This window comes from Flavobacterium sp. LM4 (assembly GCF_002017935.1).
GTDB classification, from domain to species: Bacteria; Bacteroidota; Bacteroidia; order Flavobacteriales; family Flavobacteriaceae; genus Flavobacterium; species Flavobacterium chungangense.
In genome coordinates this window covers 1-16,948 of sequence record NZ_MUFW01000008.1, presented here as the reverse complement: position 1 = coordinate 16,948, position 16,948 = coordinate 1, and the positions used below count along the sequence as shown (strand labels likewise).

General features: G+C 34.4%; 15 protein-coding genes, 2 tRNA genes, 2 rRNA genes and 1 pseudogene. 14 read left to right on the top strand and 6 right to left on the bottom strand.

All coding sequences use genetic code 11. The annotated features are described in order from the left end of the window. Window positions 1-57: 57 nt before the first annotated feature. On the top strand, window positions 58-678 hold the full coding sequence (locus tag BXU10_RS24190) for an L-threonylcarbamoyladenylate synthase (RefSeq protein WP_078229989.1): 621 nt from the start codon (window positions 58-60) through the stop codon (window positions 676-678). A 152-nt stretch (window positions 679-830) separates the two neighbouring features. Here the strand turns inward: BXU10_RS24190 and BXU10_RS24185 are convergent, their stop codons facing one another. From BXU10_RS24185 to BXU10_RS24175, 3 genes are read right to left on the bottom strand one after another with little or no spacing between them, the layout of a single operon-like run. Beyond that, window positions 831-1,664, bottom strand: a complete 834-nt coding sequence (locus tag BXU10_RS24185) for an OmpA family protein (protein WP_031454675.1) — start codon at window positions 1,662-1,664, stop codon at window positions 831-833. Between the two features lie 34 nt (window positions 1,665-1,698). Beyond that, a complete protein-coding gene (locus tag BXU10_RS24180; protein ID WP_078229988.1) occupies window positions 1,699-2,718 on the bottom strand; it encodes a glycosyltransferase in 1,020 nt (339 codons plus the stop codon). Between the two features lie 19 nt (window positions 2,719-2,737). Beyond that, window positions 2,738-3,190: a type I restriction enzyme HsdR N-terminal domain-containing protein gene (locus BXU10_RS24175; protein ID WP_078229987.1), complete on the bottom strand. Its 453-nt coding sequence runs from the start codon at window positions 3,188-3,190 to the stop codon at window positions 2,738-2,740. 71 nt (window positions 3,191-3,261) lie between these two features. Here BXU10_RS24175 and holA point away from each other — a divergent pair, with 71 nt between their 5' ends. From holA to ettA, 4 genes and pseudogenes are all read left to right on the top strand, one after another. Next, window positions 3,262-4,266: a DNA polymerase III subunit delta gene (gene holA / locus BXU10_RS24170; RefSeq protein ID WP_078229986.1), complete on the top strand. Its 1,005-nt coding sequence runs from the start codon at window positions 3,262-3,264 to the stop codon at window positions 4,264-4,266. Window positions 4,267-4,335: 69 nt separating this feature from the next. Next, the gene (locus tag BXU10_RS24165) at window positions 4,336-4,512 is read left to right on the top strand and encodes a CAL67264 family membrane protein (protein WP_180910272.1); all 177 of its coding nucleotides are present in this window, start codon (window positions 4,336-4,338) and stop codon (window positions 4,510-4,512) included. Between the two features lie 24 nt (window positions 4,513-4,536). Beyond that, window positions 4,537-4,927: pseudogene (locus tag BXU10_RS24160) on the top strand (four helix bundle protein). A 39-nt stretch (window positions 4,928-4,966) separates the two neighbouring features. Further along, entirely contained in the window at window positions 4,967-6,658 is a 1,692-nt protein-coding gene (ettA, locus tag BXU10_RS24155; RefSeq protein WP_078229984.1) for an energy-dependent translational throttle protein EttA, read from the top strand. 214 nt (window positions 6,659-6,872) lie between these two features. Here ettA and BXU10_RS24150 read toward each other — a convergent pair whose 3' ends face one another. From BXU10_RS24150 to BXU10_RS24140, 3 genes are all read right to left on the bottom strand, one after another. Further along, window positions 6,873-7,316, bottom strand: coding sequence for a thiol-disulfide oxidoreductase DCC family protein (locus tag BXU10_RS24150; RefSeq protein WP_078229983.1), 444 nt, complete (start codon window positions 7,314-7,316; stop codon window positions 6,873-6,875). 12 nt (window positions 7,317-7,328) lie between these two features. Further along, the gene (locus BXU10_RS24145; RefSeq protein ID WP_078229982.1) at window positions 7,329-7,634 is read right to left on the bottom strand and encodes a GIY-YIG nuclease family protein; all 306 of its coding nucleotides are present in this window, start codon (window positions 7,632-7,634) and stop codon (window positions 7,329-7,331) included. A 124-nt stretch (window positions 7,635-7,758) separates the two neighbouring features. Beyond that, window positions 7,759-9,924, bottom strand: a complete 2,166-nt coding sequence (locus BXU10_RS24140; protein ID WP_078229981.1) for a DNA mismatch repair protein MutS — start codon at window positions 9,922-9,924, stop codon at window positions 7,759-7,761. A 132-nt stretch (window positions 9,925-10,056) separates the two neighbouring features. Here BXU10_RS24140 and BXU10_RS24135 point away from each other — a divergent pair, with 132 nt between their 5' ends. The 9 genes from BXU10_RS24135 to BXU10_RS24095 form a co-directional block, all read left to right on the top strand. Continuing rightward, complete coding sequence (locus tag BXU10_RS24135; protein ID WP_078229980.1) at window positions 10,057-10,722, top strand: uracil-DNA glycosylase; 666 nt, start codon at window positions 10,057-10,059, stop codon at window positions 10,720-10,722. Window positions 10,723-10,826: 104 nt separating this feature from the next. Continuing rightward, on the top strand, window positions 10,827-12,005 hold the full coding sequence (locus tag BXU10_RS24130) for an AIR synthase related protein (protein WP_078229979.1): 1,179 nt from the start codon (window positions 10,827-10,829) through the stop codon (window positions 12,003-12,005). Window positions 12,006-12,202: 197 nt separating this feature from the next. Continuing rightward, window positions 12,203-12,559: a hypothetical protein gene (locus tag BXU10_RS24125; protein WP_078229978.1), complete on the top strand. Its 357-nt coding sequence runs from the start codon at window positions 12,203-12,205 to the stop codon at window positions 12,557-12,559. Between the two features lie 31 nt (window positions 12,560-12,590). After that, window positions 12,591-13,193 carry a GNAT family N-acetyltransferase gene (locus tag BXU10_RS24120; RefSeq protein WP_078229977.1) on the top strand — a complete coding sequence of 201 codons (603 nt, stop codon included), beginning with the start codon at window positions 12,591-12,593 and terminating at the stop codon, window positions 13,191-13,193. A 49-nt stretch (window positions 13,194-13,242) separates the two neighbouring features. After that, window positions 13,243-13,686 carry a hypothetical protein gene (locus tag BXU10_RS24115; protein WP_078229976.1) on the top strand — a complete coding sequence of 148 codons (444 nt, stop codon included), beginning with the start codon at window positions 13,243-13,245 and terminating at the stop codon, window positions 13,684-13,686. Between the two features lie 1,050 nt (window positions 13,687-14,736). Continuing rightward, window positions 14,737-16,249 (top strand): 16S ribosomal RNA (locus BXU10_RS24110). Between the two features lie 126 nt (window positions 16,250-16,375). Next, window positions 16,376-16,449 (top strand) — tRNA-Ile (locus tag BXU10_RS24105). Window positions 16,450-16,591: 142 nt separating this feature from the next. Next, window positions 16,592-16,665 (top strand) — tRNA-Ala (locus tag BXU10_RS24100). Between the two features lie 160 nt (window positions 16,666-16,825). Further along, a 23S ribosomal RNA gene (locus BXU10_RS24095) occupies window positions 16,826-16,948 on the top strand; the annotation flags it as partial.

Genomic DNA, 16,948 nt, shown 5'->3' with positions numbered 1-16,948 from the left:
CAAGTTTTCGTAAGGTAACTTTAAATCTGAAACAAAATAAAATTTAAAGAAAAAAAAATGGCTGAATTCATAAAAATATATCCCGACAAACCCAGTGAAGCTGCTATTGCAAAGGTGATCAAAGTACTTCAGAATGGAGGTTTGGTTATTTACCCAACAGATACTGTTTACGGATTAGGTTGTGATATAACTAATTCCCGTGCTTTAGAAAAAATTGCAAAAATTAAAGGTATAAAATTAGAAAAGGCAAATTTCTCTTTTATCTGTCATGATTTAAGTAACTTATCAGATTATGTTCGTCAGATAGATACGGCTACTTTTAAAATATTAAAAAGAGCATTGCCGGGGCCTTATACTTTTATTCTGCCTGGAAATAATAATCTTCCAAAAGAGTTTAAAAAGAAAACAACCGTAGGAATTAGAGTTCCTGATAATAATATTATTTTAGAAATTGTTCGGCAATTGGGAAACCCTGTAGTATCAACTTCTATTCGTGATGAAGATGATGTAATTGAATATACAACTGATCCGGAATTGATTTTTGAGAAATGGCAAAATCTCGTAGATCTTGTCATAGATGGTGGTTATGGGGATAACGTAGGTTCAACAATTATAGACCTTTCAGAACATGAGCCGATTATTATTAGAGAAGGAAAGGGGAATGTTGATGTTTTGTAAAAAAAAACTTAAAACAGCTATTCGTAGAAAAAATATTACTAACTTTATAATTAGTTAAATTTAGTTAGTTAATTAAAAAAGTTTATCCTTGTGGATACTAAAAAAGCAGGTCATTTGACCTGCTTTTTCTGTGTAATTCAATATGTATTGAATTATTTTGCTTGTTTTTTCATTTCTTTTTCAATCATATCATAAAACTGATCAATTTTTGGCATAACAACAATACGGGTTCTTCTGTTTTTTCCTTTGTTTTCCGGAGTATCGTTTGCAACTAAAGGCACATAAGAACTTCTACCGGCTGCAATTAATTTAGCTGGATTTACACCTAAATCGTTTGTTAAAACTCTAACAATTGAAGTAGAACGTTTAACACTCAAATCCCAGTTATCAAGTAAAACTCCGTTACTTCTATAAGGAACATTATCTGTGTGACCTTCAACCATACACTCAAAATCTGGCTTATCATTGACTACTTTTGCAACTTTAGCTAAAACACCTTTTGCAGCATCAGTTACTTCATAACTACCACTTTTAAATAATAATTTGTCAGCGATAGAGATAAATACAACTCCTTTTTCAACATTGATTTCAATATCCGGGTCATTGATTCCAACAGCACCTTTTAAACTTGTAACTAATGCTAATGTTACACTGTCTTTTTTAGTAAGAGCATCTTGAAGTCTGGAAATTTTTAAATCTTTTTCTTTTAAACTTTCCAATGATTTTTCAAGATTTTCTGCACCTTTAGTAGTTAAAACTGTCAAATCTTTTGAGCTGTTTATTAAATCTTGATTGTGTTCTTTATAACTCGCAGCCGTAGCAGCCAATCCTGCTTTTTCTTCCAGACATGCATTCAATTTTACAGTACAAGAATTTAATAAATCCTGAGTCTCTTTGTTTTTAGCTTCCAATTCAGCATATTTCTTTTTTGAAACACACGATGTTAAAGCCATTAATACCGATAGTGCGATTACTATTTTTCTCATAGATGTTAAATTTAATTAGACGTTAATTACAAATTTAGTTTTTAATATTTTGATTAATGTTAAAGATTTCTTTAAAAAAAACCAATTTCTTTATATAATAGATGAAAACGATACTTTTTATAGTGTAGTATTTTTGCATTTGAAAATCTTTTCTCTTTTTTAGATAAATTAATGAAAGACAGTAAAATGAAAAATGGGCATGTAAAATTGCAAGTGTTAGTTTAAATTTTCCTTGTGTTAAAAATCTTACTCCGGCAATTCCATCCAGTACCATTCTGAAGAAAATTATAAAAAACAATCCTTTTTTTGGAAGATTTTTGACCATCATCAGTAATGAATTTCTGAAATTCAAATAAGTCTTTTTCGGATTTCCTTGTTGCAGTGTTGCCCCTCCAACATGGTAAACAATAGACTGTGAATTATATTTGATAGTATGTCCTTCGTTTAAAGCACGCCAGCACAAATCAATTTCTTCCTGATGTGCAAAAAAAGATTCATCAAATCCTTCTAATTCATCATAAATTTCTTTTCGGATAAAAAAACAAGCTCCCGATGCCCAGAATATTTCACAATTATCATCATATTGACCACTGTCTTTTTCTAACGTATCAAAAATTCGGCCCCGACAAAATGGATAACCATACTTATCAATGAATCCTCCGGCTGCTCCGGCATACTCAAAATATTCCTTATTTTTAAAATCAAGAATTTTAGGTTGGATAATAACTGTATTTTTTTCTAAATCAAAGGTTTCAATAATAGGTTTTAACCAATTTTCGGTCACTTCAATATCCGAATTAACTAAGGCATAAATTTCGGCATCAACTTCTTTCAAAGCATCATTGTAGCCTTTGGCAAATCCATGGTTGTCAGTATTTTTAATGATTTTTATCGTTGGAAAATGCTGTTGAACGAAATTTACTGAATCATCTGTTGAAGCATTATCGGCTACATATATAGTAGCATCTGGAGAAAATTTAATTACTGATGGTAAAAATTGTTCTAATAATTTTATTCCATTCCAATTTAAAATGACAATCGCAACTTTATCCAAAAGTAATCTTTTTAATAATTTAATAAATCTCTTTGTAGTCTGGCAGTGATTTCAAAAACTCATATTTCTCGTTTTCAAAATCCATCTGGCAATAATAATGATGCAGACCATTTGTGACTTTCAAAAACCGTGCCTGCATTGTCATATTGTAACGCGCAATTTGATCAAAAGTTGCCTGAGATATTTTTACTTCTGGTGCTTTGCATTCTACTAATATATGTATTGAACCATCCGAATTAAAAACTACAACATCATAACGTTTTCGTAAACCATTGACCGTTAAAACTTTCTCGACGTTAATGAGCGATTTTGGGTATTTTTTTTCATTCATTAAATAATGAACAACATGTTGGCGAACCCATTCTTCAGGGGTAAGAATTATAAATTTTTTTCTGATTTCATCAAAAATGGACACTTTATTTTCGCTATTTTTGAATCGAAAATTATAGATTGGAAAATTTAATCGCTGCATAAAGCAAAAATATAAAATAGTTTGAGGTTTCAGGTTTAAACTTGAAACTTTAAACTTGAAACAAAATTTGGATGGACGAAGTTGTAAAAATTGTTAATGATATCAAAGCAGGAAATATAAAACCAATTTATTTTTTAATGGGTGATGAACCTTATTATATCGATAAATTATCAGAATATATTGAACAGAATATCCTTTCGGAAGAAGAAAAAGGATTCAATCAAACTGTTTTATACGGAAGGGATGTTTCTGTAGAAGATATTGTTTCAACAGCAAAGCGTTATCCGATGATGGCAGACCGTCAGGTTGTTATCGTAAAAGAAGCTCAGGATTTATCAAGAACTATTGATAAAATTGAATCTTATGTAAATAATCCAATGGAAACAACGGTTTTGGTTTTTTGTTATAAATACAAAACACTTGATAAACGTAAAAAAGTGACTAAATTATTAGCACAAAACGGAATCGTTTATGAAAGTAAAAAATTGTATGAAAATCAGGTAGCGGACTGGATTAAGCGCGTTTTGGCAGGAAAGAAATATACAATTGACCCGAAAGCAAATGCCATGCTGGTAGAGTTTTTAGGGACAGATTTGAGTAAAATCAATAATGAATTAGAGAAATTACAGATTATTTTACCACAAGGAACGGTAATTACACCACAACATATCGAAGAAAATATTGGTTTCAGTAAAGATTATAATGTTTTTGAACTTCGAAAAGCGATCGGTGAACGTAATCAGTTAAAAGCGTATAAAATTGCCGAAAATTTCGCTCACAATCCAAAAGAATATCCTTTAGTAATGACAACCGGATTGGTTTTTGGATTTTTTGTTCAGCTTTTAAAATATCATGGGCTTAAAGACAAAAATCCAAAAAACGTAGCAACAGCGATTGGCGTAAATCCTTATTTTTTAAAGGAATATGATCTGGCTATCAAAAATTATCCAATGCGAAAAGTCAGTCAGATTGTTGGGGCATTAAGAGATGTTGATGTAAAAAGTAAAGGCGTTGGAGCCAATGCCTTACCCCAATCAGATTTGCTAAAAGAAATGCTTTACAAAATATTTAATTAAGCGATTAAAATTCACGATATTTGCACTTCTAAAAAAAATACCACTTTAAATTATTACACAATTATGGGAATGAATAAAAATACCGTTTTAGGATGGGCTACTTTTATAATGGTAATCATGGGATTGTTACTTATAGGTCTTGGTGCTTTTAGGTATAGTGAAGTATCAGGTTGGGGATTTGCAGCAACTGGAGTTGGATTTTTAGCAAATGCATGGGTTTTTAATGCCTTAAAAGGTAGGGTTTAGGTTTGTTGTTTATAGTTTGTTGTTATGGCGAGGATAGATAAATTTGAAGATTTAGAAATTTCGCAGAAAGCAAGAGAATTATGTCAATATGTTGAGTTATTAATTCAAACAACAACTTTAAAAACAAATTATTCACTAAAAGATCAAATAGATTAGGAGTTCAGGATCTGTAATGGATAATATTGCAGAAGGTTTTGAAAGAAATGGAAATAGAGAATTTATACAATTTTTAAGTATAGCAAAAGGTTCAGCTGGAGAAGCAAAGTCACAATCTTACAGACCTTTTGATAAAAAATTGATTTCAAAAGAACAACATTTTAAATTAAATGAAATGACTGAAATTGAAAAAAATAAAATAGGAGCAATGATGAATCATTTAAGAAATTGTGAAATCAAGGGACTTAAATTTAAGTAATTTAACAATAAATAATAAACTAAAAACAATAAACATAATATGTCAGACGATAAGAAAGTAATTTTCTCAATGCAGAAATTGAGCAAAACCTATCAGGGAGCAGACAAACCGGTACTTAAAAATATTTATTTAAGTTTCTTTTACGGAGCTAAAATTGGTATTTTAGGTCTTAACGGTTCCGGAAAATCTTCGCTTTTAAAAATTATTGCAGGTGTAGATAAAAACTATCAGGGAGATGTGGTTTTTCAGCCAGGATATACAGTTGGGTATTTGGAGCAGGAGCCAATCCTTGATGATTCTAAAACCGTTATCGAAATTGTCCGTGAAGGAGCTGCTGAAACAATGGCTGTTTTAGAAGAATATAATCAAATCAATGATTTATTTGGTCTTGAAGAAAATTATTCAGATCCAGATAAGATGGACAAACTGATGGATCGTCAGGCAGCTTTACAAGACAAAATTGATGCTCTTGGTGCCTGGGAAATCGATACCAAATTAGAAATCGCAATGGATGCATTGCGTACGCCGGAAGGCGATACACCTATCAAAAACCTTTCAGGAGGTGAGCGTCGTCGTGTAGCTTTATGTCGCTTATTATTGCAGCAGCCGGATGTATTACTTTTGGATGAGCCTACCAACCACCTTGATGCTGAGTCGGTTCTTTGGTTAGAGCAGCATTTAGCACAATATGCAGGAACTGTTATTGCTGTAACGCACGACCGATATTTCCTTGATAATGTTGCAGGTTGGATTCTTGAGTTGGATAGAGGAGAAGGTATTCCATGGAAAGGGAACTATTCTTCATGGTTAGACCAAAAATCAAACCGTATGGCTCAGGAAGAAAAAGTAGCTTCTAAACGCAGAAAAACTTTAGAGCGTGAGTTAGAATGGGTTCGTCAGGGTGCAAAAGGTCGTCAGACAAAACAAAAAGCGCGTTTACAGAACTACGATAAATTATTAAACGAAGATCAAAAGCAATTGGACGAAAACCTGGAAATCTACATTCCAAATGGTCCACGTTTAGGGACAAATGTTATTGAAGCAAAAAATGTTGCCAAAGCTTTTGGAGACAAATTATTGTACGATAACCTGAACTTCACTTTACCACAAGCCGGAATTGTTGGAATTATCGGGCCAAACGGTGCTGGTAAATCTACCATTTTCAAAATGATTATGGGAGAACAGGCAACTGACAGTGGAGAATTTTCAGTTGGTGAAACTGTGAAAATCGCTTATGTAGATCAATCACACTCTAACATCGATCCAAATAAATCGATTTGGGAGAACTTCGCAGACGGTCAGGAATTAATTATGATGGGTGGAAAACAAGTAAACTCAAGAGCTTATTTATCACGTTTCAACTTTGGTGGTGGAGAACAGAATAAAAAAGTTTCAATGCTTTCTGGAGGAGAACGTAACCGTCTTCACTTAGCAATGACATTAAAAGAAGAAGGAAATGTACTTTTACTGGATGAGCCTACGAATGACCTTGATGTAAACACTCTTCGAGCTCTTGAAGAAGGTTTAGAGAATTTTGCAGGTTGTGCCGTTATTATTTCGCACGACAGATGGTTCTTAGATAGAATTTGTACACATATCTTAGCTTTTGAAGGTGACTCTGAAGTATATTTCTTCGAAGGAAGTTTCTCTGATTATGAAGAAAACAAAAAGAAACGTCTTGGCGGTGATTTAACTCCAAAACGTTTGAAATACAGAAAATTGATTAGATAGTTTTCTGAAAATTTTAATTTTAAAATCCCAAATTCCAAATTGTAAAAGATTTGAAATTTGGGATTTTTTGTTTTAATAATTTTTAATGTAGTTTGTCATTTCGACGGAGGAGAAATCTTCGCGAGTAACTCCGTTCCAAATAGATCAATCTTTGTCGAGCTTCTTGTGAAGATTTCTCCTCCGTCGAAATGACAATATTGTATCAAATTGAAATTTACAGAAATTTAGCTTTCAATTCCGGTGTCGGAATCATACAGCTTTCTTTTTTGCCGTACCATTTGTAGCGGTTTTTAGCAATATAATCGTAAATGTAATTCCGTACTTTTTCAGGGAAAATTTTAAAAATTGAAATTAAACTGTAAATCCCGCCTAATTCTTCTGCAATTTCAATAGCTGCAGATGATTTGTAGTAATAAGCGACTCCGGGATTATAGAAAATGATACTGTCAATTTTAGTCTGATCTACACCAATATAACTGCAAATTTCTTTTCCCAAATCAGATTGCAATGCTGTAAAACGAAAAATATCTTTTTTATCGTGCCTGATAATGAATTGAACTGCTCCGTTGCATAAATTACAAACACCGTCGAAGAGGATTATTTTTTTGTTCCCGGCAGTCATTGCGAGGAACGAAGCAATCTCACTATTTACTTCCATTTTTAACTTTTATTATTCAGTCATTATACTTTTTATTTCTTCATACAAATCTTTCCAGGTTGGATTCATTGAACGAATTAAATCATTTTTTGCTTCTCTTGAACCTACTTTGATTTGTTTTTCTCTTGTAATGGCATCTTCAATCCACTGAAATTGCTCATAATAAACTAAAATGTTTACATTATAACGAGCCGAAAATGACTTTGGATATTTTTTGCTTTTGTGTTCTAAAATTCTTTCAGAAAGATTTGAAGTCACACCAGTGTAAACAACAGTTTGATATTTATTGGTGATGATGTAAACAAATCCTGGTTTCATGTTTAAAATTTTTAAGTTTTTTGTAATTGCGAGGAACTAAGCAATCGCCTATTTGAAGGACTTGTTTATTTTAGTGTGATTGCTTAGTTCCTCGCAAAGACTTCTGATTGTGAAAAATAAAATACTATTTCTTCACAGCTTCTACCAATTCCAGTTCATCCAGACTTACTTTCGACGTAAAAATACCGTAATTTACTGTTGCTTTATTTTTTTCGATAGCATCAATACTTCCAACAGATCTTCCGTCGAGCATTCGAACACGGTCACCAACCTTTAAAATAGGTTTTGGTTTTTCAATTACAGGTTTAAGTTTCTTCTCTTTTTTCTCTTTTCGGATTTCTTCAACTTGTACAGCAACTTCAGCAACAACTTCTTTTTTCTTTTCGATTATGGCTTTGGCTTCTTTAGGAGTTGCTTTTTTACGTTTTGAATTTTCAATTTCTATGATTTTCAAAAATTCTCCAATAAGCTCTTTCTTGTTTTTATTGTTGAAATATTTCTCAGAGATATCTTCAATTTTCTGACCAATGTAAATGGTCTTCTGGTTGCTGTCATACAATTCCTGATAGCTTTCCAGTTTCTGTTTGATTTTTACATTGATGTTTTCCATCTTTTTGCTTTCTTCACGTGCTCTGGTTTCTTCCTCTTTTAAATTCAGAGAAGTTTTTTCCAATTTTGAACGCTCTTTTTGTAGTGTTGCAATAGTTTTGTCAAAACGAACTTTTCCAACTTCAATTTTCTTTTTCGCACGATTAATCAGTCCAAACGGAATTCCATTTTTCAGCGCAACTTCAAAAGTAAACGAACTTCCGGCCTGACCTAAAGCCAGTTTGTACATCGGTTCGAGTGATTTTTCATCAAACATCATATTGGCATTCGTTGCATATGGTAATTCGTTAGCCAAAATCTTTAAATTGGAGTAATGCGTAGTGATAATTCCGAACGCTTCACGATGATAAAATTCTTCAAGGAAAATTTCTGCCAGAGCACCACCCAGTTCAGGATCTGAACCTGTACCAAACTCGTCAATCAAAAACATGGTTTTATGATTACATTTCTTCAAGAAATAATTCATGTTTTTTAATCGGTAGCTGTAAGTACTTAAATGGTTTTCAATAGACTGATTATCTCCAATATCAGTTAAGATTCTGTCAAACAAAAAAGTTTCACTTCGCTCATGAACCGGAATCAACATCCCGGATTGCAGCATTAATTGCAATAAACCAACAGTTTTAAGCGAAATGGTTTTTCCTCCCGCATTTGGTCCGGAAATCACAATGATTCGGTTATCTTGTTTTAATTCAATGGTCTGAGGATGCGTAACTTCTTGTTTTTGTTTGTTATTCAGATACAAAATCGGATGATACGCTTCTCTAAAGAACAATCTTCTTTCTTCAGTAATTGTTGGAAGGATTGCGTTAATTCTGTTAGCGTATTTTGCTTTTCCGGCAACGACATCAATATCACTTAAAAAATCCTGATATTCAATTAGTAAAGGGAGATATGGTCGAATCACATTCGATAAATTCTTTAAAATTCTCGTAATTTCTTCTTTCTCTTCGTATTCTAAATTGGCTAATTCACGAGAATATTTTAGTGTAGCTTCAGGTTCGATATAAGCAATACTTCCGGTTTTGGAACTACCTAAAATTGAACCTTTTACTTTACGGCGATACATGGCTAAAACAGCTAAAACTCTGCGATTTTGCACAAAGCTTTCTTTAATATCATCAAGATATCCTAAACCATTGTATTGTGTCAGTGCAACACCAAAACTTTGGTTTACTTTACCGCGAACCAAATTCATATTTTGGCGAATACTTAATAAAGCAGGAGAAGCATTGTCTTTTATTTCTCCGTATTTATCTACAATCGCATCAATTGCAGTGATGATATCTTTGGTCAGTTCTACACGTGATGCTCTTGCATTTAAGTTTGGATAATAATCGTCGAATTTTCGTAAGAAATTCAACAGGACATTTGTCGTTGCAGAAAGATTGGCGATTTTTCTGAAACTTCCCACTTCAAGAAAACTGTCTTCAATTGCCAAAAACTTAATTTCATGCGTGATGGGGTCAAATCCGTGATTCGGAATGGCGTTGTTATTTTCAAAAGACGAAACATATTCAGAGGTCTGCATTAAGGCCTGCATCAAAGTTTCTTTGTCTCTAAATGGTTTTATTTGTAAAGCTTTTTCTTTTCCAATATCGGTATTGCATCCATCTGAAATGGTTTCGAGAACGGTTGGAAATTGTAAATCTTGTAATGTTTTTTCGGTAATACTAATCATTTAATTTCTTTAAGAAAGTGAAGGCAAAAATACAAAAAATAGTAGCATCGAGAACTGTAAAGTTTAGATCTAATTTTATTCGTTGTAAATATGATTTCAATAAAAAAATTCTGAAATTCGCATAAAAAAATTATGGACGTTAAAATACATGATTCCTGGAAGCCGGTTTTGAATGAAGAATTCGAAAAACCGTATTTCAATGAGTTAATTGAATTTGTAAAATCTGAATACACGACAAAAGTCTGTTATCCAAAAGGTAGCCAGATTTTTTCAGCTTTTGATCATTGTCATTTCGATCAGGTAAAGGTGGTGATTATCGGACAAGATCCTTATCATGGTGCCAATCAGGCGAATGGTTTGTGTTTTTCTGTAAATGACGGAATTCCATTTCCACCTTCTTTATATAATATCTTTAGAGAAATAGAAACCGATTTAGCTAAGCCGTTACCCAAAACCGGGAATTTAGAACGTTGGGCAGATCAGGGTGTTTTTCTTTTAAATGCAACTTTGACAGTCAGACAATCTGAAGCCGGAAGCCATCAGGGAAAGGGGTGGGAAAAATTTACTGATGCCGTTATCAAACAAATTTCTGCTGAAAAAGAAAATGTCGTTTTCCTGCTTTGGGGAGGTTTTGCACAAAAAAAAGCGGCTTTGATTGATGCTTCAAAACATCATATTTTAAAATCAGGACACCCTTCACCTTTAAGTGCCAACAGAGGATTTTGGTTTGGAAACAAACATTTTAGCCAGACCAATACTTTCTTGAAAGCAAAGGGATTAAAAGAAATTGAATGGTAATATTTTATGCCTGATTGGTTTTTTTTGTGAATCAAACTTACGAATCATCAAAGAATTAAAAAAAGGGATTATCTTTGCACCACATTCAACACAAACTAAGTTTCATGAGTTCAGATTCTAGCAAAAGGTACGCACAAAGAGGTGTTTCGGCATCAAAAGAAGACGTACACAACGCCATAAAAAATATTGATAAAGGTTTATTCCCGCAGGCATTCTGTAAAATTGTCCCTGATTATTTAACTCAGGACGAAGAACACTGCCTGATTATGCATGCTGACGGAGCCGGTACAAAATCGTCTTTGGCTTATATGTATTGGAAAGAAACCGGAGATATTTCAGTCTGGAAAGGAATCGCTCAGGATGCTTTGATCATGAATATTGATGATTTGTTATGTGTTGGAGCAACCGATAATATTCTGCTTTCTTCCACTATCGGAAGAAACAAAAATTTAATTCCTGCCGAAGTTATTTCTGCAATCATCAACGGAACAGAAGAATTAATAAACGAATTAAAATCTTTCGGCGTAACGATTCATTCAACAGGAGGAGAAACTGCTGATGTTGGGGATGTGGTTCGTACTATTATTGTAGATTCAACCGTTACAGCCCGTATGAAACGAAGTGATGTTGTAGACAATGCAAACATTAAAACCGGAGACGTAATCGTTGGTTTGGCTTCTTTCGGACAGGCAACTTACGAAAAAAGCTATAACGGCGGAATGGGGAGCAACGGATTAACATCTGCACGTCACGATGTTTTCGGAAAATATTTAGCTAAAAAATACCCTGAAAGTTTTGATGCAGCCGTTCCTGAAGAATTGATTTATTCAGGTCAGGTTAATTTGACTGATGCTGTAGAAAACAGTCCAATAAATGCAGGGCAGTTAGTGCTTTCGCCAACCAGAACTTATGCGCCAATCATCAAGAAAATTTTAGACACTTATACGCCAAATGAAATACACGGAATGGTGCATTGCAGTGGAGGAGCGCAGACTAAAATTTTACATTTCGTTCAAAATTTACATATTGTAAAAGACAATTTATTTCCGGTTCCGCCATTGTTCAAACTGATTCAGGAGCAATCAAAAACAGATTGGAAAGAAATGTATCAGGTTTTCAACTGCGGTCATCGTATGGAACTTTATATGCCTGAAAATATTGCTCAGGATATTATTGCGATTTCAAAATCATTCAATGTCGATGCACAAATCGTAGGAAGGGTAGAAGCTGCTGATGTTAAAAAACTGACTATCACCAGCGAATACGGAACTTTCGAATATTAAAATATATAACTATTAGCTTTTTTAGGAGCTAATCCCGCTATTCGTTACAATCTTTTGCTTTTTAAAGAAAAAGCAAAAGGATTTTCACTTCTATCGGGGCTAAAATTATAGTTGCATAAGAATTACAGTGGTTATCCATAATTTTCAAGATCTGAATTTTTTAATCTTTCAATGTTTTAATCTTTTAATTTAAAGATATGTATGAACTGCTTTTTTGGAGATATTTAGACGAAATTTACCTGAATAATCAGGAAGTTTATGAAGCTTTACTTGAAAAGCAGGAAATTGAAGGTCTTGAAATTCTTCCCATACAGATAATCCTTAACCGAATTGGCTCAGTTTTCTCACAATGGGAAAAAGTGGATGAAAACAGCTGGAAAAATAATACTGGAAAAGGTGCTTTTCAAATTATTACTACACCACAAAGCATAAAAATAGACTGTTACGGGACCGAAGGCAAAACTATGAACAAACTGGTAGATTTACTGGAAGAGTTCAAATGTCCTTTATATGATCCACAAGTTCCGGAACGCTATGACGAAATGAGCGAGTAATTTTTCTCTTCTATAATTTTAAAATTCCTTCATGACATCAGATTTAAATTTCACAGATAATATTTTTTTAGAAGATGATTTTGTTTTATTGCGTTCCCTGCAGGAATCAGACGTTGAAAATTTATTAGAAATATCTATCAACGAGCCCGAAACCTGGAAATATTCTTTAGTAGGCGCTGAGGGAAAAGAAAATCTCATCAATTATATTCAGTCTGCTATAAAAGCAAGAGAAGCCAAAAAAGAATTTCCTTTTATAGTTTTTGATAAAAAATCCCAAAAATACGCAGGCTCAACCCGCTTTTACGATATAAACTTAGATTTTAAAACTCTTCAGTTAGGATATACCTGGTACGGTTCTGCATTCAGGGGAACCGGACTTAATAAACATTGTAAATTTTTATTACTTCAATTTGCATTTGAAACTCTCGGACTAGAACGTGTAGAATTCCGTGCTGATAATAATAACGAGCGAAGTATTGCTGCAATGAAAAATATTGGTTGTAAAGTCGAAGGCGTTTTGCGAAGTCATATGCCAACAGCAGAAGATGGAGTTCGACGCGATTCAATCGTTTTAAGTATTCTTAGAAATGAATGGTTTGGCGAAGTCAAGGAAAAACTAAAACAAAAATTGTAGAATTTATAAAAACTTCACGAAATTAGCACTTTAAAATTAATAGCGAAATATGAAAATAAATCTAAAATCAGGAATTGATAAATTGCTTTTCGGAATGAAGCAAAATGATGTAACAGCAGTTTTAGGAAAACCTGATAAGAATTACAAAGATGAAGATGATAATGTAATTTTTGTTTACAATGAACAAAAAATAAGATTAACTTTCTATCAGGAAGAAGATCTGAAATTAGGATATGCAGTTGCTTCCAGTAATGATCTCGAGGTTTTCGGATTTAAGTTAATAGGAAGAAAAATTGCAGATGTAAAAAAAGATTTGGCAACCAAAGGAATTACAAAATACAATCAGGAGACTTTTGATACTTTTGAAAATTATTTCAACGAAGACAATTGGTTCATTCTGCAAACTGAATTTGATGAAGTAGTGAAATTCGAAATAGGAGCAATCATTAATAATAAAGATGAGTTTGATTGGAAATTCCCGGTTAAGAAATAAGAGATAAAAAAAATAGAAAACAGAAAAAACCGATAAGATTAGTCTTGTCGGTTTTTTTTAGTTTTAGAGTAATATATATAAGTATAGTTTTTTTGCTATACTATAAATATAAGTTTGTATCCGACAGGTTTTCAAAACATCTGGTTTTTTTTTTTTGAGTATACATATAATATATATTTATAGAATGTGTCAGGTTGAAGGAAGATGAAGTCTTTTTTAGGTACCGATTGGAATTTAAAAATTGAGAATAGACAATAATAAGTAGCATATTCCTTCTATCTTTTTTGAATACTCTCTATAAAAAGGATTTCGGATGCTTCCAGGGTTAAAAATCCGGTTTTTAGAAGAGGTTAAGTTAGGGATGGAGGTTTTGAAATAATAATAAATTCAGATAAAAAAGGCAATAAATACTAAAAACTCTTCAAAATGGGTAACCTTAGCATAATAGAAAGTATTAAAACTGTATTATTGTTAAGAAAAAACTTATATTAAAATAAAAAAGTTAAATTATAAACAAGCTGTTACCAGACAGTTAAGAAAAAGTTTTAAAAAAGGTTGAAATTTTATAATAAAAAGGCTTGGTAAAGTGGATAAAGGTTGTACTTTTGCACCCGCAACAGCGAAAGCGTTCATCGAAATACTGACAGGCAAACGAATTTAAAGGAAAAGAAATTTTCTAAAAAAAAAGATTCAAAAAAGCTTGTGAGATTTGAAAATGCTTTTTACATTTGCACCCCGCAAAACACGAAAAGTTCATTGAGGTATTGGAAGGAAAATTAGAAAAAGGAAACGAAAAAAAAGTTTCAAAAATTTTTAAATTTTTCTTGCGAGAAACAAAAAGAAGTTTTACTTTTGCACCCGCTTTGAGAGATAAACGATAGGCGAAAAGAATAATAAATATTACGTTCGTAGACATATTGAATTGACAGCCGCTTTAACAGAGATGTTAAGGCAAAAGAATAAGAGTAATAGAATCGGAAGATTCGATAAGAACCGATAGATACTGATTCGAATAACAATACGATTTGATGTAAATTAAATCAACAATATACGATGAAGAGTTTGATCCTGGCTCAGGATGAACGCTAGCGGCAGGCTTAACACATGCAAGTCGAGGGGTATTTATCTTCGGATAGAGAGACCGGCGCACGGGTGCGTAACGCGTATGCAATCTACCTTTTACAGAGGGATAGCCCAGAGAAATTTGGATTAATACCTCATAGTATAATGAGTTGGCATCAACACATTATTAAAGTCACAACGGTAAAAGATGAGCATGCGTCCCATTAGCTAGTTGGTAAGGTAACGGCTTACCAAGGCTACGATGGGTAGGGGTCCTGAGAGGGAGATCCCCACACTGGTACTGAGACACGGACCAGACTCCTACGGGAGGCAGCAGTGAGGAATATTGGACAATGGGCGCAAGCCTGATCCAGCCATGCCGCGTGCAGGATGACGGTCCTATGGATTGTAAACTGCTTTTGTACGAGAAGAAACACTCCTATGTATAGGAGCTTGACGGTATCGTAAGAATAAGGATCGGCTAACTCCGTGCCAGCAGCCGCGGTAATACGGAGGATCCAAGCGTTATCCGGAATCATTGGGTTTAAAGGGTCCGTAGGCGGTTTAGTAAGTCAGTGGTGAAAGCCCATCGCTCAACGGTGGAACGGCCATTGATACTGCTGAACTTGAATTATTAGGAAGTAACTAGAATATGTAGTGTAGCGGTGAAATGCTTAGAGATTACATGGAATACCAATTGCGAAGGCAGGTTACTACTAATTGATTGACGCTGATGGACGAAAGCGTGGGTAGCGAACAGGATTAGATACCCTGGTAGTCCACGCCGTAAACGATGGATACTAGCTGTTGGGGGCAACTTCAGTGGCTAAGCGAAAGTGATAAGTATCCCACCTGGGGAGTACGTTCGCAAGAATGAAACTCAAAGGAATTGACGGGGGCCCGCACAAGCGGTGGAGCATGTGGTTTAATTCGATGATACGCGAGGAACCTTACCAAGGCTTAAATGTAGTTTGACCGATTTGGAAACAGATCTTTCGCAAGACAAATTACAAGGTGCTGCATGGTTGTCGTCAGCTCGTGCCGTGAGGTGTCAGGTTAAGTCCTATAACGAGCGCAACCCCTGTTGTTAGTTGCCAGCGAGTCATGTCGGGAACTCTAACAAGACTGCCAGTGCAAACTGTGAGGAAGGTGGGGATGACGTCAAATCATCACGGCCCTTACGCCTTGGGCTACACACGTGCTACAATGGCCGGTACAGAGAGCAGCCACTGGGCGACCAGGAGCGAATCTATAAAACCGGTCACAGTTCGGATCGGAGTCTGCAACTCGACTCCGTGAAGCTGGAATCGCTAGTAATCGGATATCAGCCATGATCCGGTGAATACGTTCCCGGGCCTTGTACACACCGCCCGTCAAGCCATGGAAGCTGGGGGTGCCTGAAGTCGGTGACCGCAAGGAGCTGCCTAGGGTAAAACTGGTAACTAGGGCTAAGTCGTAACAAGGTAGCCGTACCGGAAGGTGCGGCTGGAACACCTCCTTTCTAGAGCCTTAGTGTTAGCATTTGTGCACGCTGAGGAAAAAAGATGAAGATCTTTAAAGTTCTGAATTGAAAGATTGTATTACTCTTGCTGTTAATTTAAAAAAAAATGAAAATTAAGTAAAACAGAGTCTCGTAGCTCAGCTGGTTAGAGTACTACACTGATAATGTAGGGGTCGGCAGTTCGAGTCTGCCCGGGACTACTTTTTAAAATCAAATTGACAATTATTAATTGACAATTGATAATTAAAAAGACTGATTAGCTTAATTAAAAGGAAATTTTAGAGGTTGAGTAACCGTTTTAAGTACTGTTAACTGAAAACTGTTAACTGACAACTAAAAAATGGGGGATTAGCTCAGCTGGCTAGAGCGCCTGCCTTGCACGCAGGAGGTCAACGGTTCGACTCCGTTATTCTCCACGAAATAATTGACAATTATCAATTGATAATTATTAATTGTTAAAGTTCATTGACATATTGAGATAAGAAATAATAAAAAGTAGAAAGCGTTTTTTGTTATAGTAGAGATACAAACAACAAGAAACAAAAAAAAAACGGTCATATTAATTTATGATTGGTACAATAAGCAAAATAAGGGCGTATGGGGATGCCTAGGCTCTCAGAGGCGATGAAGGGCGTGATAAGCTGCGAAAAGCTACGGGGATCGGCACACACGAATTGATCCGTAGATACCGAATGGGGC